The sequence below is a fragment of the Curtobacterium sp. SL109 genome, from assembly GCF_026672405.1.
Classification (GTDB): Bacteria; Actinomycetota; Actinomycetes; order Actinomycetales; family Microbacteriaceae; genus Curtobacterium.
Window position 1 is genome coordinate 2,402,289 of the sequence record NZ_JAPPRB010000002.1, and the last position, 19,135, is coordinate 2,421,423.

General features: G+C 71.4%; 12 protein-coding genes and 4 tRNA genes. 6 read left to right on the forward strand and 10 right to left on the reverse strand.

The window, feature by feature from the left end; genetic code table 11:
- Window positions 1–113: 113 nt before the first annotated feature.
- Window positions 114–371 carry a carbon storage regulator gene (locus OVA28_RS12955; protein WP_442780800.1) on the forward strand — a complete coding sequence of 86 codons (258 nt, stop codon included), beginning with the start codon at window positions 114–116 and terminating at the stop codon, window positions 369–371.
- 4 nt (window positions 372–375) lie between these two features.
- Here the strand turns inward: OVA28_RS12955 and OVA28_RS12960 are convergent, their stop codons facing one another.
- Entirely contained in the window at window positions 376–2,487 is a 2,112-nt protein-coding gene (locus OVA28_RS12960) for an acyl-CoA dehydrogenase family protein (RefSeq protein ID WP_268097255.1), read from the reverse strand.
- Window positions 2,488–2,710: 223 nt separating this feature from the next.
- Between OVA28_RS12960 and OVA28_RS12965 the strand changes: the two genes are divergently transcribed.
- Window positions 2,711–4,177, forward strand: a complete 1,467-nt coding sequence (locus OVA28_RS12965) for a peptide MFS transporter (protein WP_268097256.1) — start codon at window positions 2,711–2,713, stop codon at window positions 4,175–4,177.
- A 161-nt stretch (window positions 4,178–4,338) separates the two neighbouring features.
- Here OVA28_RS12965 and OVA28_RS12970 read toward each other — a convergent pair whose 3' ends face one another.
- The 5 genes from OVA28_RS12970 to OVA28_RS12990 all read right to left on the reverse strand — a co-directional run bounded on the left by OVA28_RS12970 (window position 4,339) and on the right by OVA28_RS12990 (window position 10,785).
- Window positions 4,339–4,659: a hypothetical protein gene (locus tag OVA28_RS12970; RefSeq protein WP_268097257.1), complete on the reverse strand. Its 321-nt coding sequence runs from the start codon at window positions 4,657–4,659 to the stop codon at window positions 4,339–4,341.
- Between the two features lie 194 nt (window positions 4,660–4,853).
- Window positions 4,854–8,231, reverse strand: a complete 3,378-nt coding sequence (locus OVA28_RS12975; protein ID WP_268097258.1) for an ATP-binding protein — start codon at window positions 8,229–8,231, stop codon at window positions 4,854–4,856.
- Window positions 8,228–9,049, reverse strand: a complete 822-nt coding sequence (locus OVA28_RS12980; RefSeq protein ID WP_268097259.1) for a DUF4194 domain-containing protein — start codon at window positions 9,047–9,049, stop codon at window positions 8,228–8,230. Before OVA28_RS12980 ends, OVA28_RS12975 begins: the two co-directional genes overlap by 4 nt.
- Window positions 9,046–10,587 (reverse strand): DUF3375 family protein, encoded by a 1,542-nt coding sequence (locus OVA28_RS12985; RefSeq protein WP_268097260.1) that lies wholly within the window; start codon window positions 10,585–10,587, stop codon window positions 9,046–9,048. Before OVA28_RS12985 ends, OVA28_RS12980 begins: the two co-directional genes overlap by 4 nt.
- 125 nt (window positions 10,588–10,712) lie before the next feature.
- Window positions 10,713–10,785 (reverse strand) — tRNA-Val (locus OVA28_RS12990).
- A gap of 202 nt (window positions 10,786–10,987) precedes the next feature.
- On the opposite strand from OVA28_RS12990, the gene OVA28_RS12995 reads away from it, so the two are divergent.
- From OVA28_RS12995 to OVA28_RS13010, 4 genes are all read left to right on the forward strand, one after another.
- Window positions 10,988–11,059, forward strand: a tRNA-Gly gene (locus tag OVA28_RS12995).
- Between the two features lie 82 nt (window positions 11,060–11,141).
- Window positions 11,142–11,215: transfer RNA gene (locus tag OVA28_RS13000), tRNA-Cys, on the forward strand.
- Window positions 11,216–11,250: 35 nt separating this feature from the next.
- Window positions 11,251–11,325, forward strand: a tRNA-Val gene (locus OVA28_RS13005).
- 360 nt (window positions 11,326–11,685) lie between these two features.
- Complete coding sequence (locus OVA28_RS13010) at window positions 11,686–12,234, forward strand: hypothetical protein (RefSeq protein ID WP_268097261.1); 549 nt, start codon at window positions 11,686–11,688, stop codon at window positions 12,232–12,234.
- A 496-nt stretch (window positions 12,235–12,730) separates the two neighbouring features.
- Here the strand turns inward: OVA28_RS13010 and OVA28_RS13015 are convergent, their stop codons facing one another.
- Genes OVA28_RS13015 through OVA28_RS13030 form a run of 4 tightly spaced genes read right to left on the reverse strand, consistent with a single transcriptional unit; the run spans window position 12,731 to window position 19,108 of the window.
- On the reverse strand, window positions 12,731–14,989 hold the full coding sequence (locus tag OVA28_RS13015; protein WP_268097262.1) for a polysaccharide lyase 8 family protein: 2,259 nt from the start codon (window positions 14,987–14,989) through the stop codon (window positions 12,731–12,733).
- Window positions 14,990–15,000: 11 nt separating this feature from the next.
- Window positions 15,001–16,320 (reverse strand): hypothetical protein, encoded by a 1,320-nt coding sequence (locus OVA28_RS13020; protein ID WP_268097263.1) that lies wholly within the window; start codon window positions 16,318–16,320, stop codon window positions 15,001–15,003.
- A 2-nt stretch (window positions 16,321–16,322) separates the two neighbouring features.
- On the reverse strand, window positions 16,323–16,961 hold the full coding sequence (locus tag OVA28_RS13025) for a hypothetical protein (RefSeq protein WP_268097264.1): 639 nt from the start codon (window positions 16,959–16,961) through the stop codon (window positions 16,323–16,325).
- 2 nt (window positions 16,962–16,963) lie between these two features.
- A complete protein-coding gene (locus OVA28_RS13030; RefSeq protein ID WP_268097265.1) occupies window positions 16,964–19,108 on the reverse strand; it encodes a hydantoinase/oxoprolinase family protein in 2,145 nt (714 codons plus the stop codon).
- Window positions 19,109–19,135 lie beyond the last annotated feature (27 nt).

A 19,135-nucleotide genomic window follows, 5' to 3' on the forward strand; every position in this document is an offset into this window, starting at 1 on the left:
CGACGTTCGCCGACCGGATCCGTCATGTCTCGCTTCGGGAACCGCCGTCCGGTCGGCTGACCGCCGCGCCGCGGGCGAGCCTCACCGGACATCGTGGTTAGGCTGGTCGGGTGATGGTACTCAAGAGGAAGGTCGGCGAGAGGATCCTCATAGGGGACGACATCGTCATCACGGTGCTCGACTCCCGGGGCGACGGCGTCCGCATCGGCATCGATGCCCCCCGCGGCGTCAAGATCCAGCGCGAGGAAGTGGTCCGCGCGGTGACCGAGGCCAACGTCGAGGCCACCCGTGCGGCGTCCGACGACGCCGAGGCTCGGCTGCGCGCGGCGCTCGGTGGGTCGCCCGCCCCCACGGACGACCCGAGCGCCTGAGCCCCTAGGGGCGGGGCTTCTTCTCCTGCTCCGGCAACCGTCCCGCGGCGCGCTCCGTGGCGAACCACGCGGCGGCCTCCTCCTGCCGTGCGCGCTCCTCGCCGAGGGCGATCGGGGCGCGGACGTGCCCGGGCTCGTAGCCGAACGTCTCGAGCAGCTGCGGCACGAGCGGGCGGAGCCGGGCGACCAGGCGGTCGATGGACGCCGACACCGCGCGGGCACGCTGCGCGGAGAGCCGCCCGTGGACGAGGTACCACTCCAGGTGCTGTTCGAGCAGCCCGAGTGCGAACAGGTCGCGGAGCCAGACGAGCACGCGGCGGGTGTCGCCCTCGGGGACCTCCTCGATCGCGGCCGTGAAGGCGTCCCACTGCATGAGCTCGGCGTGTGCCCTGGCGGCCTCGATGAGCTCGTGCTGCGAGCGGTTCAGCAGCAGGGCGGCGCGGGCGCGGTCCTTGCCGGCGGTGTTCAGCCGCATGCCGATCTCGCTCACCATCGTGTCCACCCGGCCCGCGAGCAGCGCCCGCTGGGTCCCGGCGTCGCGGAGGTCTGTGACGCTCGCGGCGAGCGACCCGCGGTCGGCGACCGTCTGGCCCAGGCGGCGGATGCCCGAGGCGTCCGCGAGCTTGGCGCCGACCTGCGCGGCGACGAACTTCGCGGTCGAGGCCGCGTCCTTCGGCGCCTTCTTCCGGAAGTCGGTGAGCAGGCGCTTGCCGACGAGCTGCAGCAGCACGGTGTTGTCGCCCTCGAACGTCACGTAGACGTCGAGGTCGGCGCGGAGACTGGTCAGCCGGTTCTCGGCGAGGAAGCCCGCGCCGCCGCAGGCCTCGCGGCACTCCTGCAGGGTGTCGAGCGCTGACCACGTGGACAGCGACTTGAACGCCGCTGCCTGGGTCTCGAGGTCCTCGCGGCGCTCCGGGGTGTCGAGGCGGCCGCTGAAGACGTCGTCGAACGTGCGGAGCAGCTGCTCGTGCGCGAAGGACTGGGCGAACACGGTGGCCAGGCGGGGGATGAGCCGGCGCTGGTGCCGGCCGTAGTCGAGCAGCACGCCCTCGGTGCCGCCGCCGGTCGGGAACTGGCGGCGCTCCATCGCGTACGTCAGGGCGATCTGCAGCCCGATCTTCTGCGCGACCACGGCCGCGCCGTCGAGTGACACGCGCCCCTGCACCAGGGTGCCGAGCATCGTGAAGAAGCGGCGACCGGGGGAGTCGATGGGGGAGCTGTAGGTGCCGTCCTCGGCGACGTCGCCGTAGCGGTTCAGCAAGTTCGTGCGGGGGATGCGGACGTGGTCGAAGTGCAGCCGGCCGTTGTCGATGCCGTTGAGGCCGCCCTTGACGCCGTCGTCCTCGCCGCCGACACCCGGCAGGAACTCCCCGTCGTCGTCGCGGAGCGGGACGTAGAACGCGTGCACGCCGTGGTCGACGCCCTGGGTGACGAGCTTGGCGAACACGACGGCCGCCTTGCCGTGCAGCGCGGCGTTGCCGATGTAGTCCTTCCACGCGCCGCGGAACGGCGTGTGCACGACGAACTCCCGCGTGTCCGGGTCGTACGTCGCCGAGGTGGCGATGCTCTGCACGTCCGAGCCGTGCCCGGTCTCGGTCATCGCGAAGCAGCCGGGCACGTCGAAGCGGATGATGCCCGGCAGGAACTCGTCGTGGTTCCTGGCGGTGCCGAGGTGGTGCACGGCCGAGCCGAACAGGCCCCACTGCACGCCGGCCTTGATCTGCAGCGACGGGTCCGCCGTCGTCAGCTCCTCGAACGCGGCGAGGTTGCCGCCGTGGTTGTCCTGGCCGCCGAGCTCGACCGGGTAGGGCCGCTGGATCGCCCCGGCGTCGACCAGGACCTGCAGCTGCTCGAAGGCGCGCTGGCGGTGCTCGATCGTGCCGAGTCCCTCGGTCTTGTGCAGCGCGGGGTCGAGCACGAGCCGACGAGAGATCCGGCGGTCCTCGGCCCAGCGTCCGAGCAGGTGCTCCGCGAGCAGGTCGACGTCGATGCGGACGTCGCGGTCGGTGCCCGCCGTCGGTGTCCCGCGTGCCGGGTCACCGCCGGCGTCGGCCTTCGGGCTCGTGCCGCGCTGCGCACGGTCGGTCTGCTTCGTGCCGGGTGCGATGTCGACCATCGGGGTGCCTCCTGAACTGCACTGTCCGGTGTCGTCCGCGCAGGGGCGCAGGACGACGTTCCTGGATGCAACGCTATGCACCCTGGCCGTGAGCCGCACGAGAGCGGTACCGGCACGACAACGCGTGGCGCGGCCGGTGCACGGCGGCTCGTGGGAACCCTCCAATCACGAGCGGTCCTCGTCGACTGGCCGTCCCGTACGCCTCCGGGCCAGACTGGCTGGCATGTCAGGCACCACCACCCCCGAGCCCGGGACGCGACCCGAGCGCACGTTCTTCGGTCAGCCGTTCGAGTTGTCCACGCCCTTCGCGGTCGAGCTCTGGGAGCGGTTCTCGTTCTACGGGATGCAGGGCATCGTCCTCATCTACATGTACTACTCGCTCACCCGCGGCGGGCTGGGCATCGACCAGACCGTCGCCACCGGGATCATGGGCGCGTACGGCGGGTCCGTCTACCTGTTCACGATCCTCGGCGCCTGGACGGCCGACCGGCTGATCGGGGCCGACCGCACGCTGTTCGGCAGCGCGGTCGTCGTGATGCTGGGGCACATCGCCCTCGCGGTGCTGCCGGGTGTCGCGGGCGTCGGGGTCGGCCTCGTGCTCATCGCCCTCGGGTCCGGCGGGCTCAAGGCGACGGCCACCACGATCGTCGGCGGGCTCTACACGAAGGAGGACCCCCGTCGTGACGCCGGGTTCTCGCTGTACTACCTCGGCGTGAACATCGGCGCGTTCGCCGGACCGATCCTCACCGGCCTGCTGCAGAGCCGAGCGGGCTTCCACGTCGGGTTCGGGCTCGCCGCGGTCGGCATGGCCGCCGGGCTCGTGCAGTACGCGATCCGCCGACGGAAGCTCCCCGACGTCGTCCGGCAGGTCGCGAACCCGCTCGACCGGCGTCGGTACCCCCTGGTCGCGGTCGGCGTCGTCGTGGCGCTCGCGGTCGTCGTGGTCGCCGTCGTCACCGGGCTGCTGACCGTCGGCACCCTGCCACTCGTCGTGGTCGCCGTCGTGGTCGTCGCGACCGTGTCCTACTTCATCGTGATCCTGACGAGCGGCATCACCGCCGACGAGCGGTCGCGGGTGCTCGCCTTCATCCCGCTGTTCATCGGCAGCGCCGTGTTCTGGTCGCTGTACCAGCAGCAGTTCACCGTCGTGACGATCTACTCCGACCAGCGCCTCGACCGGTCGATCGGCGGGTTCGAGATGCCCGTGTCGTGGGTGCAGTCGATCAACCCGATCATGATCATCGTGCTGTCCGGGGTCTTCGCGGCGCTGTGGACCCGGCTGGGGGACCGGCAGCCGTCCACCCCGACGAAGTTCGCGCTCGGCACCGGGATCATGGGCGTCGCGTTCCTGCTCTTCCTGCCGTTCACCGGGACCGGCCGGAACGGCACCCCCGTGCTCGTCCTCGCCGGAATCCTGCTCGTGTTCACGGTCGCCGAGCTGCTGCTCTCCCCGATCGGGCAGTCCGTCGCCACGAAGCTCGCGCCGCCGAAGTTCCAGACGCAGATGGTGGCGCTCTTCTTCCTGTCGGTGTCGCTCGGCACCGCGGTGACCGGCGTGCTCTCGAAGTACTACGACCCGACCAACGAGGTGCCCTACTTCGCCGTCCTCGGCTCCGTGGCGGTCGTCGTCGGCGTGCTGCTGCTCGTGACCGCGCGCCCCGTGCTGCGCCTGATGCGCGGCATCCGGTAGCGCTTCCGGTAGCCTGGAGGCGAACCTCGTCGGACCCCGCGGAACCAGGAGACCACCATGCTCGAACTCGTCGGCGCAGTCATCATCGGCATCGGCGTCATCGGTGGCGTCGGGACCTGCATGGCCATGGCTGCCATGCTCAAGAGCGGTGGGGACGAGTACTAGGCCTCAGGCTGCACGGGTTCCACCGGGACCAGTTGACGACTCAGGACGGTCGCGCGCTCGAAGGGGCCGCGGCCGTCCTTCGTGTACACGGGCTCGTCGAACGCGACGGTCCACGACAGCGGCTCGCCGACGCCGGGGTAGCCGACCAGTTGGTTGCCGCCGGGTGCGACGATGACGCCGACGACGTCGCTCGAGCCGATCGAGTCCACCCACTGCTCGCCGCCCGACGTCGCATCGACGACCCGCACCAGGGCGCCGATGCCGAGTGCGCCGTGCTGCTCGGGCGCCGCGGGTCGTCTCTTCCGGTTCCACATCACCCGACGACCGTACCGCGCGCCCCCGGTGCTCCCATGAGCGGCCACGGATCGTCGGTCTCCCGCGCACCAGGCCCCGCCGACCGGACACGACACCCCGTTCGTGCGGCGTCGAGCGGCCACGAACCGTCGCCCGGACGCGCCGACACCGACGGATCCTGACCACTCGGCGGAGGTGAGCGGGGCGTCGTGACGGCTCAGGACGTCAGCGCGGGCTCCCGACGGATCTCCGTCACGGACGAGTGGCCCGTGTCCGGGTGCTTCCGCATCGAGAGCAGGCGCTCCATCGACGGCTCCAGCGCCGTGACCTTGTCGAGCGGCGCACTCACCACGAGCTGGAACCCGAGCCGGAGCCACGCCGTCACGGCACGCCCGGCGAACTCCGAGTCCGCCTTGATGAACGCCTCGTCGAGGAACACCGGCGCGAACCGGGGCCGCGGCCGGGTCTCGTCGCCGAGCTGGTAGCGCAGCGCGGCCCCGACGATGAACGCGACGAGCTCCTGCGTCTCGCCGCCGGACTTGTCGCCGAGGGACGAGTACACGCCCAGGTCGTTGCCCTCGGTGTCGTAGCGCACGGCGGTGATCTCCATGTGCCGGCGGACGTCGAGCACCGCGTCGCGCTGGGTCGTGCGGCCGCGGGCGGCGTCCGGTTCGACCCGGATGACGGCCATGAAGCGCCGGAGTCGGCGGAACCGGGTCTCCAGCACGTCGTCGGTCAGCTCGGTGTCGACCGACGCGGACAGCGCTCGGAGCTCCCGGCGGAACTGCGAGACGTCCTCGCGCGTGACCCGCCGGATGACGATCTTCAGGCGGTCCCGGTTCGCGCCGAAGGGCAGGTCGCGCAGGATCTCGTTGACCGGCTCCAGGCGCTCCTCGATCTCCACGACGGCCCGGTCGAAGGCGCCGGCGAGCGGGACGAGGTCCTCGCCGCTCCACTGCGACAGCCGACGGCGCCACTCGCTGCGACGGGCGTGCAGGCCGGTCGCGACGATCTGGTCGAGGATCGCCCGGTAGTCCGGGTACGACGCCACCCCGGTGCCGAGGTTCGGGTCGGCCCAGGCGTCCTGGTACCGCTGGAACGTCAGGGTCAGCGCGTGGGACGCCGAGGCGGCTCCGTCGAGCGCCTGGGTCAGGCGTTCCTCGAGCCGGCGGCGCAGACGCTTCGTGGCGTCGTCGAAGCCGTCGACCCCTGCCGGGGCGCCGACCTCCTCGAACGTCTCGGCCAGCAGCCGCGCCTGTTCGTCGTCCGGCAGCGCCGCGGGGGCGTCGTCGAAGCGGGACAGGATCTCCGCGGCGGCGTCCTGGCCGTCGACGAGCACCCCGTGGCGCTCCTCGAGCCGCTGCACGGACAGGCGTGCGGCGGCCCGACGGTCAGCGGCCTCGTCGAGCGATGCGCGGAGCCGGGCGACCGAGGCCCGCAGCGTCCGCAGGCCGTCGTCGGCCGCGAGCACGGCGTCCCGCTCTGCCGACAGCCGAGCCAGTGACGCGTCGACACCGGCGACGTCGATGCCGTCCCACGTGGTGTCGACCCGGTGCTGGTGTGCCGCTCGGAGGGCGTCGAGCGCGGCGATGTCCTGCGCGACGTCGGTGCGCCGGGCCTCGAGCGTCGCGAGGTCCTGGGCGATCGACGCGAGCTCGGTCTCCACGGCGACGACCCGCGCCTCGTTCGTGAACCCGATCACGTTGGCCTGGCGCCGGTCGCCGTGCGCGCCACGTCGGCCGTCGCGGAGCTGGCCGGACTCGGTGACCCGACGGCCACCACCACCGAGCTCGGCGGCGGACGCCACACACCTGGCGTCGATCCGGTCCGACTCGATCCGGGACCGCACCCAGGTGCTGAAGGGGGAGTCCTTGATCGCGAGCTTGCCGGACACCATCGCGGTGTCGCCGTCGACGTCGAGGTGCGGGCCCGCTGGCACGCCCTCGAACTGCACGCGGACGCTCAGCTGCAGGGCGTCGATCGCGGCGCTGAAGTCGTCGAGCCGGTCCTGGTCGACGAGCAGCGTGCGGGCGACGGGCGCGAGCACGGACTCGATCGCCGTGCGCCAGCGCTCCTCTCCGGGCAGGACGTCGAGGAGCTCGGCCACGTAGGGCAGGTCCGCGGGGTCGATGTCGGCGGCGCGCGCCATCGCGACCCGGGCCTCGTGCATCGGCAGCGGCATCGCGCCCTGGCGGTGCTCGAGCGACTGACGTTCCTGGCGCAGCGAGCGTTCACGGTCGAGGAGCGGGTACTCCTCGCGCGTCAGGGCGTCGCGTCGGGCGTCCAGGTCGTCGCGGGCGGCGGCGAAGGTCCCGAGGAACTCGTGGGACGCGCGCTGCGCCTCGACGAATTCCTGCTCGGACGTCACCGGCGCCCCGAGCACGTCCGTCCGGTCGTCGAAGGTGGCCCGCGCGCGGGCGACGACCTCACGCTCCCGGGTGCGTCGGTCGATCCGGTCCTCGAGCTGGGCGAGGGCGTTGCCGCCGGAGTCGCGGAGCCGGCCCTCGGCCTCGCGGAGCTCGATCTCGACGGCGGCGTGCCGGGCGGACGCTGCCTCGACCTCAGCGCGGGCAGCGGTGCGCTCCCGGCCGTTCCGCGCGACCTCGTCGTCGAGCAGCTCCCGCTTCCGCGATGCCGTCCAGTGCGCGAACGGGGAGACCTCGGAGCCCGTGGCGATCCCGCCGAGGGCCTCGGCCGCGGCACGGGAGCGTTCGATCTCCAGGTGCAGCTCGGTGATCGGGGACAGTATCCGGACCTTGCGCTCCTCGGTGTCCATCGCCTCGTACGCGTCGTCGAGCGCGGCGAAGTGTGCCAGCGCCCGGTCGGCGGCCTCGTACGTGCCCGGGGTCTCGAGCACGAGCGACTTGTAGAGCGAGTCGACCGTCGGCATGTGCTGCCCGGCCTGGATCCGCGCGAGCAGGCGCATCGCCCGGTTGCCCCCGCCGGAGTCGCCGATCCCGAGCCGCGTCTGCAGCGTGTACGCGAGCTCCTGGTACGTGTCCCGGATGACGAGTCCCGGCACGCGACCGGTCAGCTCGAGGTGGCTGAACCGCGACGGCACGAAGTCCTCGAGCCGCCGCAGGTCGAAGGCGTCGTCGACCGTCGCCATGGTCATCTGGATGTCGCCGACCCCGCGGGCCCGCTTCGGCACGACGTACGCCCGCAGCACGGTGAACTGACGCTCGTCGTCGTTGCGGAACGTCACCGCGGCCGCGCCCCACGTCGTCGTGTCGTCGCCGCGCAGGTTGACGTCGCGGAGGCTGCCCGACTCCGGGTCGCGCCGGGTGTCGACCTTGCCGCGCAGGTACGTGAGCAGGTTGCGCTGGTCCGCGCTGCGCGCCCGACCGGTGGTGGCGTCGTTCGAGGCGCCGTTGAACGGCACGTCCGACGGCATCATCACGGCGAGGTAGGCGTCCATCAGCGTGGACTTGCCCGTTCCGGAGGCGCCGGAGATGAGCGTCGCGGTGCCGGACAGCTCGATCTGCCGGTGCCCGTGGAAGCCGCCCCAGTTCACGACCTGCATGGACTCGGCGCGCCACTGCGCGACGGTGTCGAACAGCGCGGGGATCCCGCCGTCCATCCGGTGGTCGCTCACGCGGACCCCTCCTCGGTGTCGTCGGTCTCGGCGTCCAGGTCCAGGTCCAGGTCAGCCGGGAGGCTCGGCTCGGCTCCGTCGGGAGCGTCGCCATCCGCGGTGGTCGCGCCGGCCAGCGCCGTGCTCGCCAACGCCGTGCTCGCCAACCAGGTGTCGAGTTCGAGCAGCCGTTCGAGGGGGAGCAGCACCTCCACGACGCTCGCGATCCGGAACCGGTCCGGGTCGCTCGTCCTGAGCAGCACCCGCGCGGTGACGAGCCGTTCGACGGCCTTCGCCACGCGGCCCTCGTCGCGGGTGCGGTCGGTCGCGGTGGCCGGTCGGAACCCCGCCACGTGCGCGAGGATCTCGGACCGGTCGACCACCACCTGGTCGGGGCCCGGTCGGGTGTCGGCGCGCAGGCGCATGCGGAGCCAGACGAGGACGATCGTCTCCTCGCGGGTGTACGGCACGTCGCGGAGCAGCGTCGGGAAGCCCCGGCGCTGGCTCTCCGAGCGGGCCTGGCGCTTCCACGCCACCTCGCGGTCGCGGTCCACGTGCAGCTCGAGGAACAGGTCGTTCAGGCGGGACCGCAGCTGGTGTTCGGCGTCGAGCACGGCCCGCCACTCGTCCGCATGCGTCCGGGCGCTGACGTAGGAGTGCCGCAGGAGCGCGACGAGCGCACGGCGCTGCGCGTCGTCGAGCCGGCCCTCGTCGCCCTCGAAGAGGGCGAAGCTCGACTCGTCGCGGTCGTCCTCGGGGACGGAAGCGGCGTCGTCGAAGGGGTCGATGCCGTCGAACTCGTCCGTCTCGTCGACGGATGCGGGCGTCGTGTCGGTCACCGGGCCTCCAGGGTGTCGTCGTCGTCGCCGGACGGGACCGGTGGTGCCAGGTCCGCCGTCGGCATGGTGAAGGTGACCGCGGTGCCGTCCGGGCGCACCGTGTGGTGCGGGACGGTGGCGGCCGCGGTCTCGAAGTCGGGGCGGCCCGTGAGCAGGTGTGCCAGGCCGAAGAGCTCGACGGGGCGGCGGTGCTCGGGCGGCAGCCCGTGGAACGCGCGGTCACTCGACTCGGCGGTGCCCGACCGGAGCACGGTGCGGAGCTCTGCCAGCAGCGGACCGCCGTGCCGCCGGAGGGACTCGACGTCGAGCTCCTCGAAGACATCGTCGTCGGGTTCCTCGATGAGCGGCGGCACCGCCTCGGTGTCGGGGTCGTAGAAGCGCTCGCGCAGGGTGCCGACCTCGGCGACCGGGGGCAGGAGCTCCAGCGGGACGCGGTCCCGAGCGCCACCGCCGTCCATGAGCGCGGCGAGCCGGCGGTTGACGCTGCGGAGGACGGCGTCGAGTTCGCGGTCCCGGACGACGTCGTGCGCGACGATCTGGTCGCGCAGCGTGCCGGTCAGGAGCCGACGCTGGGCGAGCACGTCCTCGATGCCCTGACGCAGGATGCTGACCGTGTTGCGGAAGGTCCGGCGTTCGGCGGCGGTGAGTCCCGCGGCGAAGGGGTGCTCGAGGATCGTGGCGATGTCGTCGCGGAGGCGCAGGAGCAGGGCGTCGTCGCGGAGCAGCTCGAAGGCGCCCTCGAAGGCCCGGCCCTCGGGGGTGGCCTCCATCAGGGTGTCCGTGCGGGCGAGGTAGTCGTCGAGGATCTCGCCGATCGGACGGACCTCGTTGCGGAAGTCCTCGACGATCGCGCGGTGCATCGACGCCACCGCTTCCTCGACGCGCTTGAAGTCGCTGGGCAGCTGCCGGATCAGGTCGGTGATGTTCGTGTAGCCGTCGCGCATCCGGTCGGCGTCGACCACGGCGGGCTCGTCGCCGGAGGCCAGACGGTCGCGCTCGGCCTGGAGTTCCGCGATCTGGGCGTCCAGGCGGCGGATCTGCACCGCGGGGTCGGGCTCGGCGCGGGCAGCCCACCGGTGCACGGCGTCGACGATCATCGCCAGGCGGCTCTCACTGATGAGCGCCCGGTCGGAGGACAGGGCGTCGACGAGGCTCAGGGCCTCGAGCGCGTGCGACGTCAGCGAGTACTGCTCGTCGCCGTCGGGGGAGTTCGAACGGACGAGCCACTGCGCCGTCACCCACTCGCGGCAGAGGGCGCGGCCGTTCGGGCGGTTCTCGTCGGGTGCTTGTGCTTGTGCCTGTGCTTGTGGTGCTGGCTGCTCGCTCGCGGGGACCCGGGCGCCAGTGGCCTGCAGGCGGGTGACGTGCTCCTCGACCTGCAGGTGCATCCGGTCGGCGGGGACGTACTGCACGTCGCGGTCGAACACCGTGCGGAAGACGGCGAGCACGACACCGCTCGTCGGGCGGGACATCAGCCGGAGCGTCGGACGGTCGAGCACGGCACGGACGCGTGCGTACTCGAGGTCGACGTCGGTCATGCTGCCCCTGGTGGTCGGTCGGGTCGTGGTCTGGCTGGTCGCGGTCGGTCTGGCCGTGGGATGCAAAGAGCCCGACGCGGCTGCGTCGGGCTCTCTTGGTGTTCTTCAGGCCCTGGATGGGCTCGTGGGCGATACCAGACTCGAACTGATGACCTCTTCGGTGTGAACGAAGCGCGCTACCAACTGCGCCAATCGCCCCCTGCACTTGCGTGCGGATCGATAATAGCGGATGCGCGGCGGTGTGCCGAACCGCGTGTCGCCCTCGCGCGCGTCGTGCTCGCCCGAACGCCCCCGATCCGCATGAACCCGGGGGACACGCCCGGTGAACGGGAAGGATTTTGGAGAAAAGGCCCTGAGTCAGATACAGTTTACGAGTCGCCGCGAGAGCGGACAACGACATGCGGATGTGGCGCAGTGGTAGCGCATCACCTTGCCAAGGTGAGGGTCGCGAGTTCGAATCTCGTCATCCGCTCGAGTACTGGTTCCCTCGGGGGCCGGTTTCTCACCAGAGGGTATCCCACCGTTCGGGTACTCACGGAGACGTGAACCTCGATGGTGGGGTGGCCGAGAGGCTAGGCAGCGGCCTGCAAAGCCGTCCACGCGGGTTCGAATCCCGTCCCCACCTCCAAGACTCTGTCGGACCTCGGTCTGCAGGGACTCTCTGGGCGATTGGCGCAGCGGTAGCGCGCTTCCCTGACACGGAAGAGGTCACTGGTTCGATCCCAGTATCGCCCACCAGCACGACGAAGCCCCCGGCAGGACCACCAGGTCCGGTCGGGGGCTTCGTCGTTCCCGTCAGCCGGTTGAATGGACGGATCCGCTGTCCTGGCACGGCAACTCCAGCGGGCGTGTTCGCTTGATCGGTTCCGTCGAAGCCGTTTCGCCTCGAAGTCCAAGCCCTCGCTCGATGGCACGACGACGCGGGCAGGACTCCGCTTCACTGGTCCGCCCGTGGAACGGGACGTGGTGCCACTGCCGGACGAGTACTTGCAGTGATTCGTCGAGGTCCTGAGGAGGACGTTCACGTGCTCACCGCGACCAGGGGACGAAGGAGCCTGGCGACCGCCGGGACGCAGGAGAATCTGGGAGGCTCAGGTCATGGGGTGGATGAAGCAAGCGCCGACGTGGGTAGCCGGCCTCATCATGGCGGTCCTGTTCGCCGTCTTCTGGTTCGGCGTGACGTTGATCACGAGCCCAGAACTCGACCTCGGAACTCGAGCACTGGTGTCCGGGATCGTCGGCGCGATGTACGGACTCGGCATGGGGATCTGGCTCGGCGTCGCACGCCGTAGGTATGGCCGTGCGGCCAGCCGTCCAGAATTCAGCCGCGCTGTCCGTCACGGCACCGTCCCACCGGACGTGGACATCCCTGAGTGGCGTCGCGCGGTACTCGCACATCAGCGGCAGTACCGGCCCCTGCGGTGGGCGGCGCCAGCGCTCTACCTGCCGATGACCGCACTCGCCGTCTGGCTGGCGGTCACCGGGCAGCCGCTGTTCTGGGTCGGTGCCGCGTTCTTCCTCGCCATCGGCATCTACACCGTCATCGTCACACCGCGAGTGCTCCGCAACACAGACGCGATGCTCGCGGAACTCGACCGACGCGAGCACACGATGCAGCCGACGCCCGAACGTGGGACTGCCAGCTGACGGAGCCCACGCACAGGGTCAGCGGACGCCACGGACGCACCACCGCAAGACTCGGTGGACACACCCGTTGGCTGCGGCGTTCCAGCAGCCGAGGGAGCTCATGCCGACATCGCTGTGCTGTCCTTCGACGACGCGCTTGACCTGCTTCGCGTGCAGGCGCTCGCGGTCTTCACGAACCGTCGCGACGCGGGCCGCTACATCTTCGGGTCCTGACGGGAGGAGCCCTGGTGCTCCTGCTGGTGGCTTCACGGAGGAGCATCACCGAGCGCCCTCCCGCGCGCTTCCGGCCGCCCAGCCGCACGGCGAGGCAGAACCGGTGACACAGGTGACCGGATGGCTCACTTCCGTTGTCATGCCGGAGCGAACCGCGCCGTAGCGGTGCGGCCGGCTGAACCTGTGACGCCCACCCGGACGACGGTTGCCTGCAAGCCGGTCGTGACGCTCACCCCAGGGTCGGTCTCGAGAACAGTCCCCGCAGAGCCATCGATCGTCACCGTTATGTCCCGGTGAGCTTCCCGGTCGGGTCGCTCACCGAGACAGCCATGCCGTCGTCGTCCCGCCTGACGACGACGCATCCTGTGCGGTCGATACGGATGCCACCGATCGCAGCGGTTCCGCTCGTCCACGCGTTGAGCGCAGTGACGCCGGTGCTCGCCTGTCGTGCAGCCTGCAGGCTCGCCGTGTTCGCGAGGACCGACACATCTTCTGACACGGCGGCGGCAGACACCTGCGCCTGCGTTGCTCCGGGGAGCTGGAGCCAGGAGTACGAGGCGTTCGTCGGGTCGATGCCGTGGTCGAGCCAGAGCGTGACGAACCGGCGGGTGTGGGCGGTGGCGTCCTCGTACGTCCCACGGTGATCCATGTCGGTCCATCTGCCGGTGCGGTCCTCATGGAGCGCACGCACGCTCGTACCGGCAGGGAAGACGTAGCCGCCGGTGCCGGGCACGTGTACCCAGCGCGGCGTCAACGTCGTCGCCGTGCTGCTCGTCGTGGTCAGTGTCGCGCGGCCGTCGACCACCGGGACCGTCTGCCCGTCGGGCCCGGTGTTCCGCTGCTCGACGACCGTCTCGACACGGACGCCGTCGGAACTGGTGATCCCGGCTCCGAGGTGCAGCACCACGTCGCCGAAGCCGAACCACGACTTGCGCGCGCGCAGGGTCTGCTTCCCGAACGACAGGCCCATCCCGACGGCGGAGACGTCGTCCTGCACGACACCGCCGGTCCACGTGTTCGTCGATCCGCGCCCGGCGCCGAGGGCGAGCGGCTTGACCTGCACGGTGGTGCCGGGGATCCGGTACTTGTCGGCCGTGGGCCAGTACTGGTTCGCCCAGTGGCCCGGCTTGTCCGGCAGGTACAGGTAGGTTGCGCCCTCGCCGGTGTACCAGCCCTGCAGGTTCTCGTCGTTCGCGGTCTCGTACGGCTTGATGGTCGTGCTGTCCATCGCGATGCCGAGCGCGAAGCCGGACCGGCGGTGCACTGCGCGGGCCATCGACGTCGCGACGACGGACCGGGTCGACTCGGACCCCGTCGGGACGGACCCATCGGCGACGAGAGCGCGCCCCCGCACGACGGACGGGATCCGGACCTGCTCGATGGGGACGTCGTCGTGGTCGAAGTAGGGCTGGGTCGTGTCGGCGGCGATCCACCCCTTGCACACGGATCGCAGCGCGGCGCCGTCCGCGGCAGGCAGGACGTCGGCGAGCTGCACCAGGGTCGCCACCGTGAGGTGTCCGAGGCGGTGGTCGGTCTGGTAGAAGCGAGACAGCGCCCGGCCGCGGGTCATGTCCATGAACGCCCCTGCGTGCATCCACGGACGGAAGTTCTGCTCCACCCAGTCGACGACGCGCTGGAGTCGCGACGCGGTGAACGCCCACTCGGTTCCGCGGACCGCGAGCATGCTGTAGGTCAGGTACTGCAGCAGCGAGAACCCGTAGCTGCCGGTGTACGCGAAGTACTCGTGCTGTACGAACCCGCCGTCCGGGTAGAAGCCGTCGCCGCTCGTTGCGTAGTCGAACACCGGGACGTAGGCGTTCTTCGCATCGGCGATCACGGCAGCATCCTCGCTCAGGGCACCACGGACGATGGCGATCGAACAGGCCCAGTTGCGGTTGGCGCCGGTCGAGGTCATCTCCGCCGTCATGCGCGGGTCGGGCGCGTACTTCCGGATCGCCGTCATCGCGGTGCCGACCTGCGTGACTGTCAGTTGATCGTGCAGCAGCAGGCAGACGTCGTTCAGCGCCAGGGGGATGCCGATCTGGAAGTCCCACCAGTTGTCGTACCGGCCGACTCCACCGCCGTACTTGTGCGCCAGGAACCAGTCCAACGCCGAGACGAGGTCCGCTGCGAGCGCGGTGTCGCCGGTGAGGGCGCTTCCGGGGGTCTTCAGCGCCAACGCCAGGGTGCGGATCCGTCCGATCGCCGTGGTCTGCAGCGCGGACGTCGAGCCGCTGTCGAGGTCGGCCCAGAGGAACGTCCGGCCGGCGCCGGTCTCGAGGCTGTCCCACAGGGGCTTCGCCGCCGCGGCGAGGTCGGTCGCGTACCGGGCGACGACCGGGTCGGCGAGGTCGACGTCACCGATGAGGGTGGCGAGCCACTGCGACCGCACGGTCGCGAACGGCGGAGCCGCGGTGGTCCCGGCACCGTGGGCGGCGCCTCCGGGCAGGAGTGACCGGGTGCCGGCGAGGGCGGCGACGGCCGCTGCCCCGACGAGGACGGTGCGCCGGGAGGGTCCGGCGGTGGGCGTGGAGTCGGTCATGACGGAGCCTCTCAGAGGTAGCGGACGGCGGACAGGACGATGCCAGCGATGGCGACCACCCAGACGTACGGGAGGACGCGGACCATCACCTGCTGCGGGGTGACGCCCGAGTACTGCGCAGCCCACACGGTCTGTGTGCTGGTCGGGTCGGCGACGCCGAACACCTGGTTGTACGACGTCATGAGCCCGAGGACGGCCATCGGCGAGTAGAAGCCGATCGCGGTCATCGCACCGGCGATCCCAGCACCGAGCCCGAAGATGTTGAGCGGTCCGCGGTAGAGGCAGAGTGGGACGAGGACCGAGAACACGACCACGTAGAGCACGACGTTCGTCGGCGCGACGGCCTCGACGATCGGGCGCAGGGCGGCGACGGCACCGGGTAGTCCGACCGCGGCGAGCAGCATCCCGATCGCGATGAAGAGGGCGATCGGCGGTGCGGCCACGTGGAATGCGTCGTACAGCGAGCGGAGCATGCGCGTCGCGATGAGCCGCGGCGGGGTCGTGGTGACCACGGCGAACAGCACACCCGCCAGCAACGACGGGATGATCGGCACCTGCAGGACGAGGGCGAGCACGATCGGCACCAGCGGCGTCAGCAGGGCGAACCACGGCGCGTCGCCGAGGCGCTGTCGACGACTGCGCGTGTCGGCCGCCGGAGCAGTGGAGCCCGCGTCGGCGTCCGCGTCGGACATCGACGCGAGCGACCACTGGTGGACGGTCCCGCGGCGACGCGTCTCGACCAGGACGTAGGCGACCGCCGCGACGGCGGCGAACGGGAACAGCAGCACCATGAAGGACCGGACGTCGGCGACCGGCAGGTCGAGTGCGGTCGAGAAGAACTGCCAGACCGGCAGCTCGAACGGCACGCCGGCACCGATGCCCATCAGGATCGTCCCGGCGGCGGTGACCTTCGGCACGCCCACGGCGATCATCGCGGGGATGCCGATCACGCCGGCCAGCAACGCGGCCGGCGCCGAACCGGTCACGGCGCCGCACAGGGCGGAGATCAGGAGGACCCCGAGCGCGACGACGACCGGCCGGTCCCCACCGAACTCGACGGTCTTCCGGACCAGGGTGCTGGCGATCGCGGTGTCCCGCATGAGCGACCCGAGCCACGAGCCGAGGAGGATCGCGATCATCGTGGACGCGAGTCGGATCGCACCGTCCTGCAGCACGGTGCTGAGGACGCTGTTCTCGGCGCCGACGAACGGTGCGCCGGACACGAGGGCGATCGCGACGGCGAGCAGCACGAGCGCGAAGGCGGTGGGGACCTTGCCGGTCAGGATCAGCGCGACGCCGATGGCCATGACGACGATGATGGCGATGCCCATGGTCAGTTCTCCCTGGTGGTCGGTGCGCGACGAGCGCCGGTGCGTGTCGCGAGGGCGGCCTGCGCGGCCGCTGTGAGGAGGAGTGGTGAGCGGCCGAGCCGCACGCTGCGGGCCGCGAACGCATGCGCCGCGACCTCGTCGGCCCCGGCGACGGTGCCGAACCGGCGGAACCGGCGGAACCGGAGCACCTCGAGCCCGAGCGCCGCGCGGAGGTCCCGCGAGCGGTCCACTGTCACGAGGTGGTGCGCCCGCTCGTGTTCGACGGCTGCCGCCCGGACGCTGCCAGCCGGGAACCAGCTGCGCCAGCCGAGGTCGTCGACCAGGCGCTCACAGAAGTCCACCGTGTCAGTGAAGAGCTCGACGCGGTGCTCGCGGGATCCGTACCGGGCGAGGAGGCCGCCCTGTGCGAGCCCGCCGTCGCGCTCGACGACGGTGATCGCGGCCGGAGCCCCGGAAGCCCGGTCCGCCAGCGCGGCTCCGAACGACGTGGCCCGTCGGCTGAGGTCGGCGAGGTGCTCCTCCGACCGGGCCTCGTTCGTCGGCGTTCCCCGGAGGAGACGGACGCCGAGGGCGTCGTCGGAGCGGTCCGCCAGCGCGGCGATGCGGCGACGGTCAGCGGCCGGCAGCACGCCCGCGGCCATGCTCACGACCGGACCTCGAGGACGGCGACGAGCGGCTCCGACCGGTCCTGCCCCTCGACCTCGGTGCGGGCCAGTGAGATGAGCTGCGACTCGTCGAGGACGCCGGACAGGTCGGCGATCCGCGGGCCGATGAGCAGCTGCAATGCCGGGGCGCGCGATCCGCCGTCGCCGTAGGCGGTGTGCTCGGCGATGAGTTCCGGGAGCGTGCCGGCGCCGGCACCCACGGTGCTCTGCTGCACCCGGGCGTCCAGCGACGCGAACCGCACGACCCCGTCGCGGTCGAGCACGCGGACCGGGTGCGTCGCCTTCCGGAGGAACCGGCGCCGTTCCGGCGCGCCGAAGACGACGTGGTTGTCGGTCGCGGCGAGGACGCGGACGGCGGCCGCGTCGACCTTCAGGCCCTCCGCAGCGATCGCGCGCAGCTCACCGTCCGTGCGGCGCTGGGTCCGGTCCTGCGTGCGCAGTTCCGTCGCGCCTGTCGCGACCGCACGCACCGTGTTCGACTGCGGGTCGACCGTGACGTCGACCGACACCTCCGCGGGCGCAGCGCCTTGCGCGATGACGGCCTGCTCGGCTTCCCGACGGACGGCGAGGATCTGGTCGTCGGTCGCGCCAGGGATCACCCGCTCGACCTGTTCACGGATGAGGGCCAGGGCGACGCCGATCGGGCTGATCACCTCGCTGTGCTCGGCGATCCGCCATTCGACTCCATGCTTGGTGCCCGCGTGCGGGGTGACCGAAGCCGCCCCGCCGCCCCCACCGACGAGGAGCACGTCGTCCTTCGCGATGTCGTAGTCGTCCGCCATCGTCGCGATGACGTCGAGCACGGGCGCGACCCCGGCGTCGAGCACGGCCTTGGCGGCCCCCTCGACGTCCGTGCCGAGCGCCGATGCAAGCGGTGCGAGTGCGGCACGGGCCGCGTCGGACGGGGCGTGCGCGTAGTCGCCCTCAGGGACGAGACCGAGCGCGTTCGCCGCGCAGGTCATGGTGACGGCGAACCGGTCGCCGCCCTCCGTCTCCAACACGGCGTGGTCAGCGGGGTCGCCCTCGATCGGGGCGATCGTCACGAGCCGGGCACCCAGCAGCTTCTCCTCCGGGGCGAAGCAGGCGTAGGGGAGCCCGGCGATGTGGGCGCTGCGCGGGCCGACGTGCGTGACCTGGGCAGCACCTCCCGTCCGGATCCGCACCATGGACCCGCCGCCGACGCCGACGGTGCGCACGTCGAGCGCGGACAGGTACGTGGAGCTGCCGCCGAACTCGGTGTAGCGGACCGCGACCTTGCCGCGGCGGATCACCGAGATGTCGGTGGAGGTGCCGCCGGTTTCCAGGAAGAGACCGTCACTCAGCTTCTCCTGCATGAGGGCACCGGCGACGCCTGCCGCGGGACCGGAGAGGACGGTGAGCAGCGGACGACGACGCATCTCGTCGAGGGACATCACACCGCCGTCGCACCGCATCACCATGAGCGGCGCGGTGATGCCGGCGGCGTCGATGCTCGTCTGGACGAGGTCGGCCGTGGCGAACATCCGCGGCAGGATCACCGCGTTCAGAACGGCTGTGCGGGTCCGCTTGCTCAACCCGTACAGCGACGTGATCTCGTGGGTCGCGGTGACGAGGAAGCCGCGCTCGCGGGCGGTGGCCGCGACGCGCTCCTCGCCGATCGCGTCGTCGACGGAGAACGGTTCGGTGACGACGACCGATTCGATGCCGGCGGCGTGGAAGCGGTCGAGGGCGGCGCCGAGCGCAGCGTCGTCGTCGGCTCGGCGCAGGTGCTCGTACGACACGGGGAGGCGCTTGCCGTCCGCGATCTCGATCCGACCGAGCCGCCGGAGCCGCTTCGCGAAGAAGCCGGAGGCTCCGCGTCCGATGCCGATCAAGCCGACCGGGGCGACGTCACCCTCGAGCAGTGCGTTCGTCGCCTGGGTCGTGCCGTGCGCCAGGAACACGACGTCGTCCGGCGACCGGCCGATCGTCGCGAGGAGTTCGTGGAGCGCGGTGACGATGCCGTGCGCGACACCGTCGGGGTGGTCGTGGCTCGTCGGGGTCTTCGCCTGGCCGATGAGCCGGAGCGTTGCGGCGTCGATGGCGACGGCATCGGTGAACGTGCCACCGACGTCGATGCCGATGCGCAGTGCGTTGGGTTCCACGTCGTCGTGACCTTCCTGCGGGGGAGT

Bases quoted from the DNA above. Each gene is read 5' to 3' on its own strand.
- OVA28_RS12985 (WP_268097260.1), bottom strand. From the start codon at position 10,587: ATGACCGACGTCGACCTCGAGTACGCACGCGTCCGTGCCGTGCTCGAC.
- OVA28_RS13020 (WP_268097263.1), bottom strand. From the start codon at position 16,320: ATGGGCATCGCCATCATCGTCGTCATGGCCATCGGCGTCGCGCTGATC.
- OVA28_RS12955 (WP_442780800.1), top strand. From the start codon at position 114: ATGGTACTCAAGAGGAAGGTCGGCGAGAGGATCCTCATAGGGGACGAC.
- OVA28_RS12960 (WP_268097255.1), bottom strand. From the start codon at position 2,487: ATGGTCGACATCGCACCCGGCACGAAGCAGACCGACCGTGCGCAGCGC.
- OVA28_RS13015 (WP_268097262.1), bottom strand. From the start codon at position 14,989: ATGACCGACTCCACGCCCACCGCCGGACCCTCCCGGCGCACCGTCCTC.
- OVA28_RS13025 (WP_268097264.1), bottom strand. From the start codon at position 16,961: ATGGCCGCGGGCGTGCTGCCGGCCGCTGACCGTCGCCGCATCGCCGCG.
- OVA28_RS12965 (WP_268097256.1), top strand. From the start codon at position 2,711: ATGTCAGGCACCACCACCCCCGAGCCCGGGACGCGACCCGAGCGCACG.
- OVA28_RS13010 (WP_268097261.1), top strand. From the start codon at position 11,686: ATGGGGTGGATGAAGCAAGCGCCGACGTGGGTAGCCGGCCTCATCATG.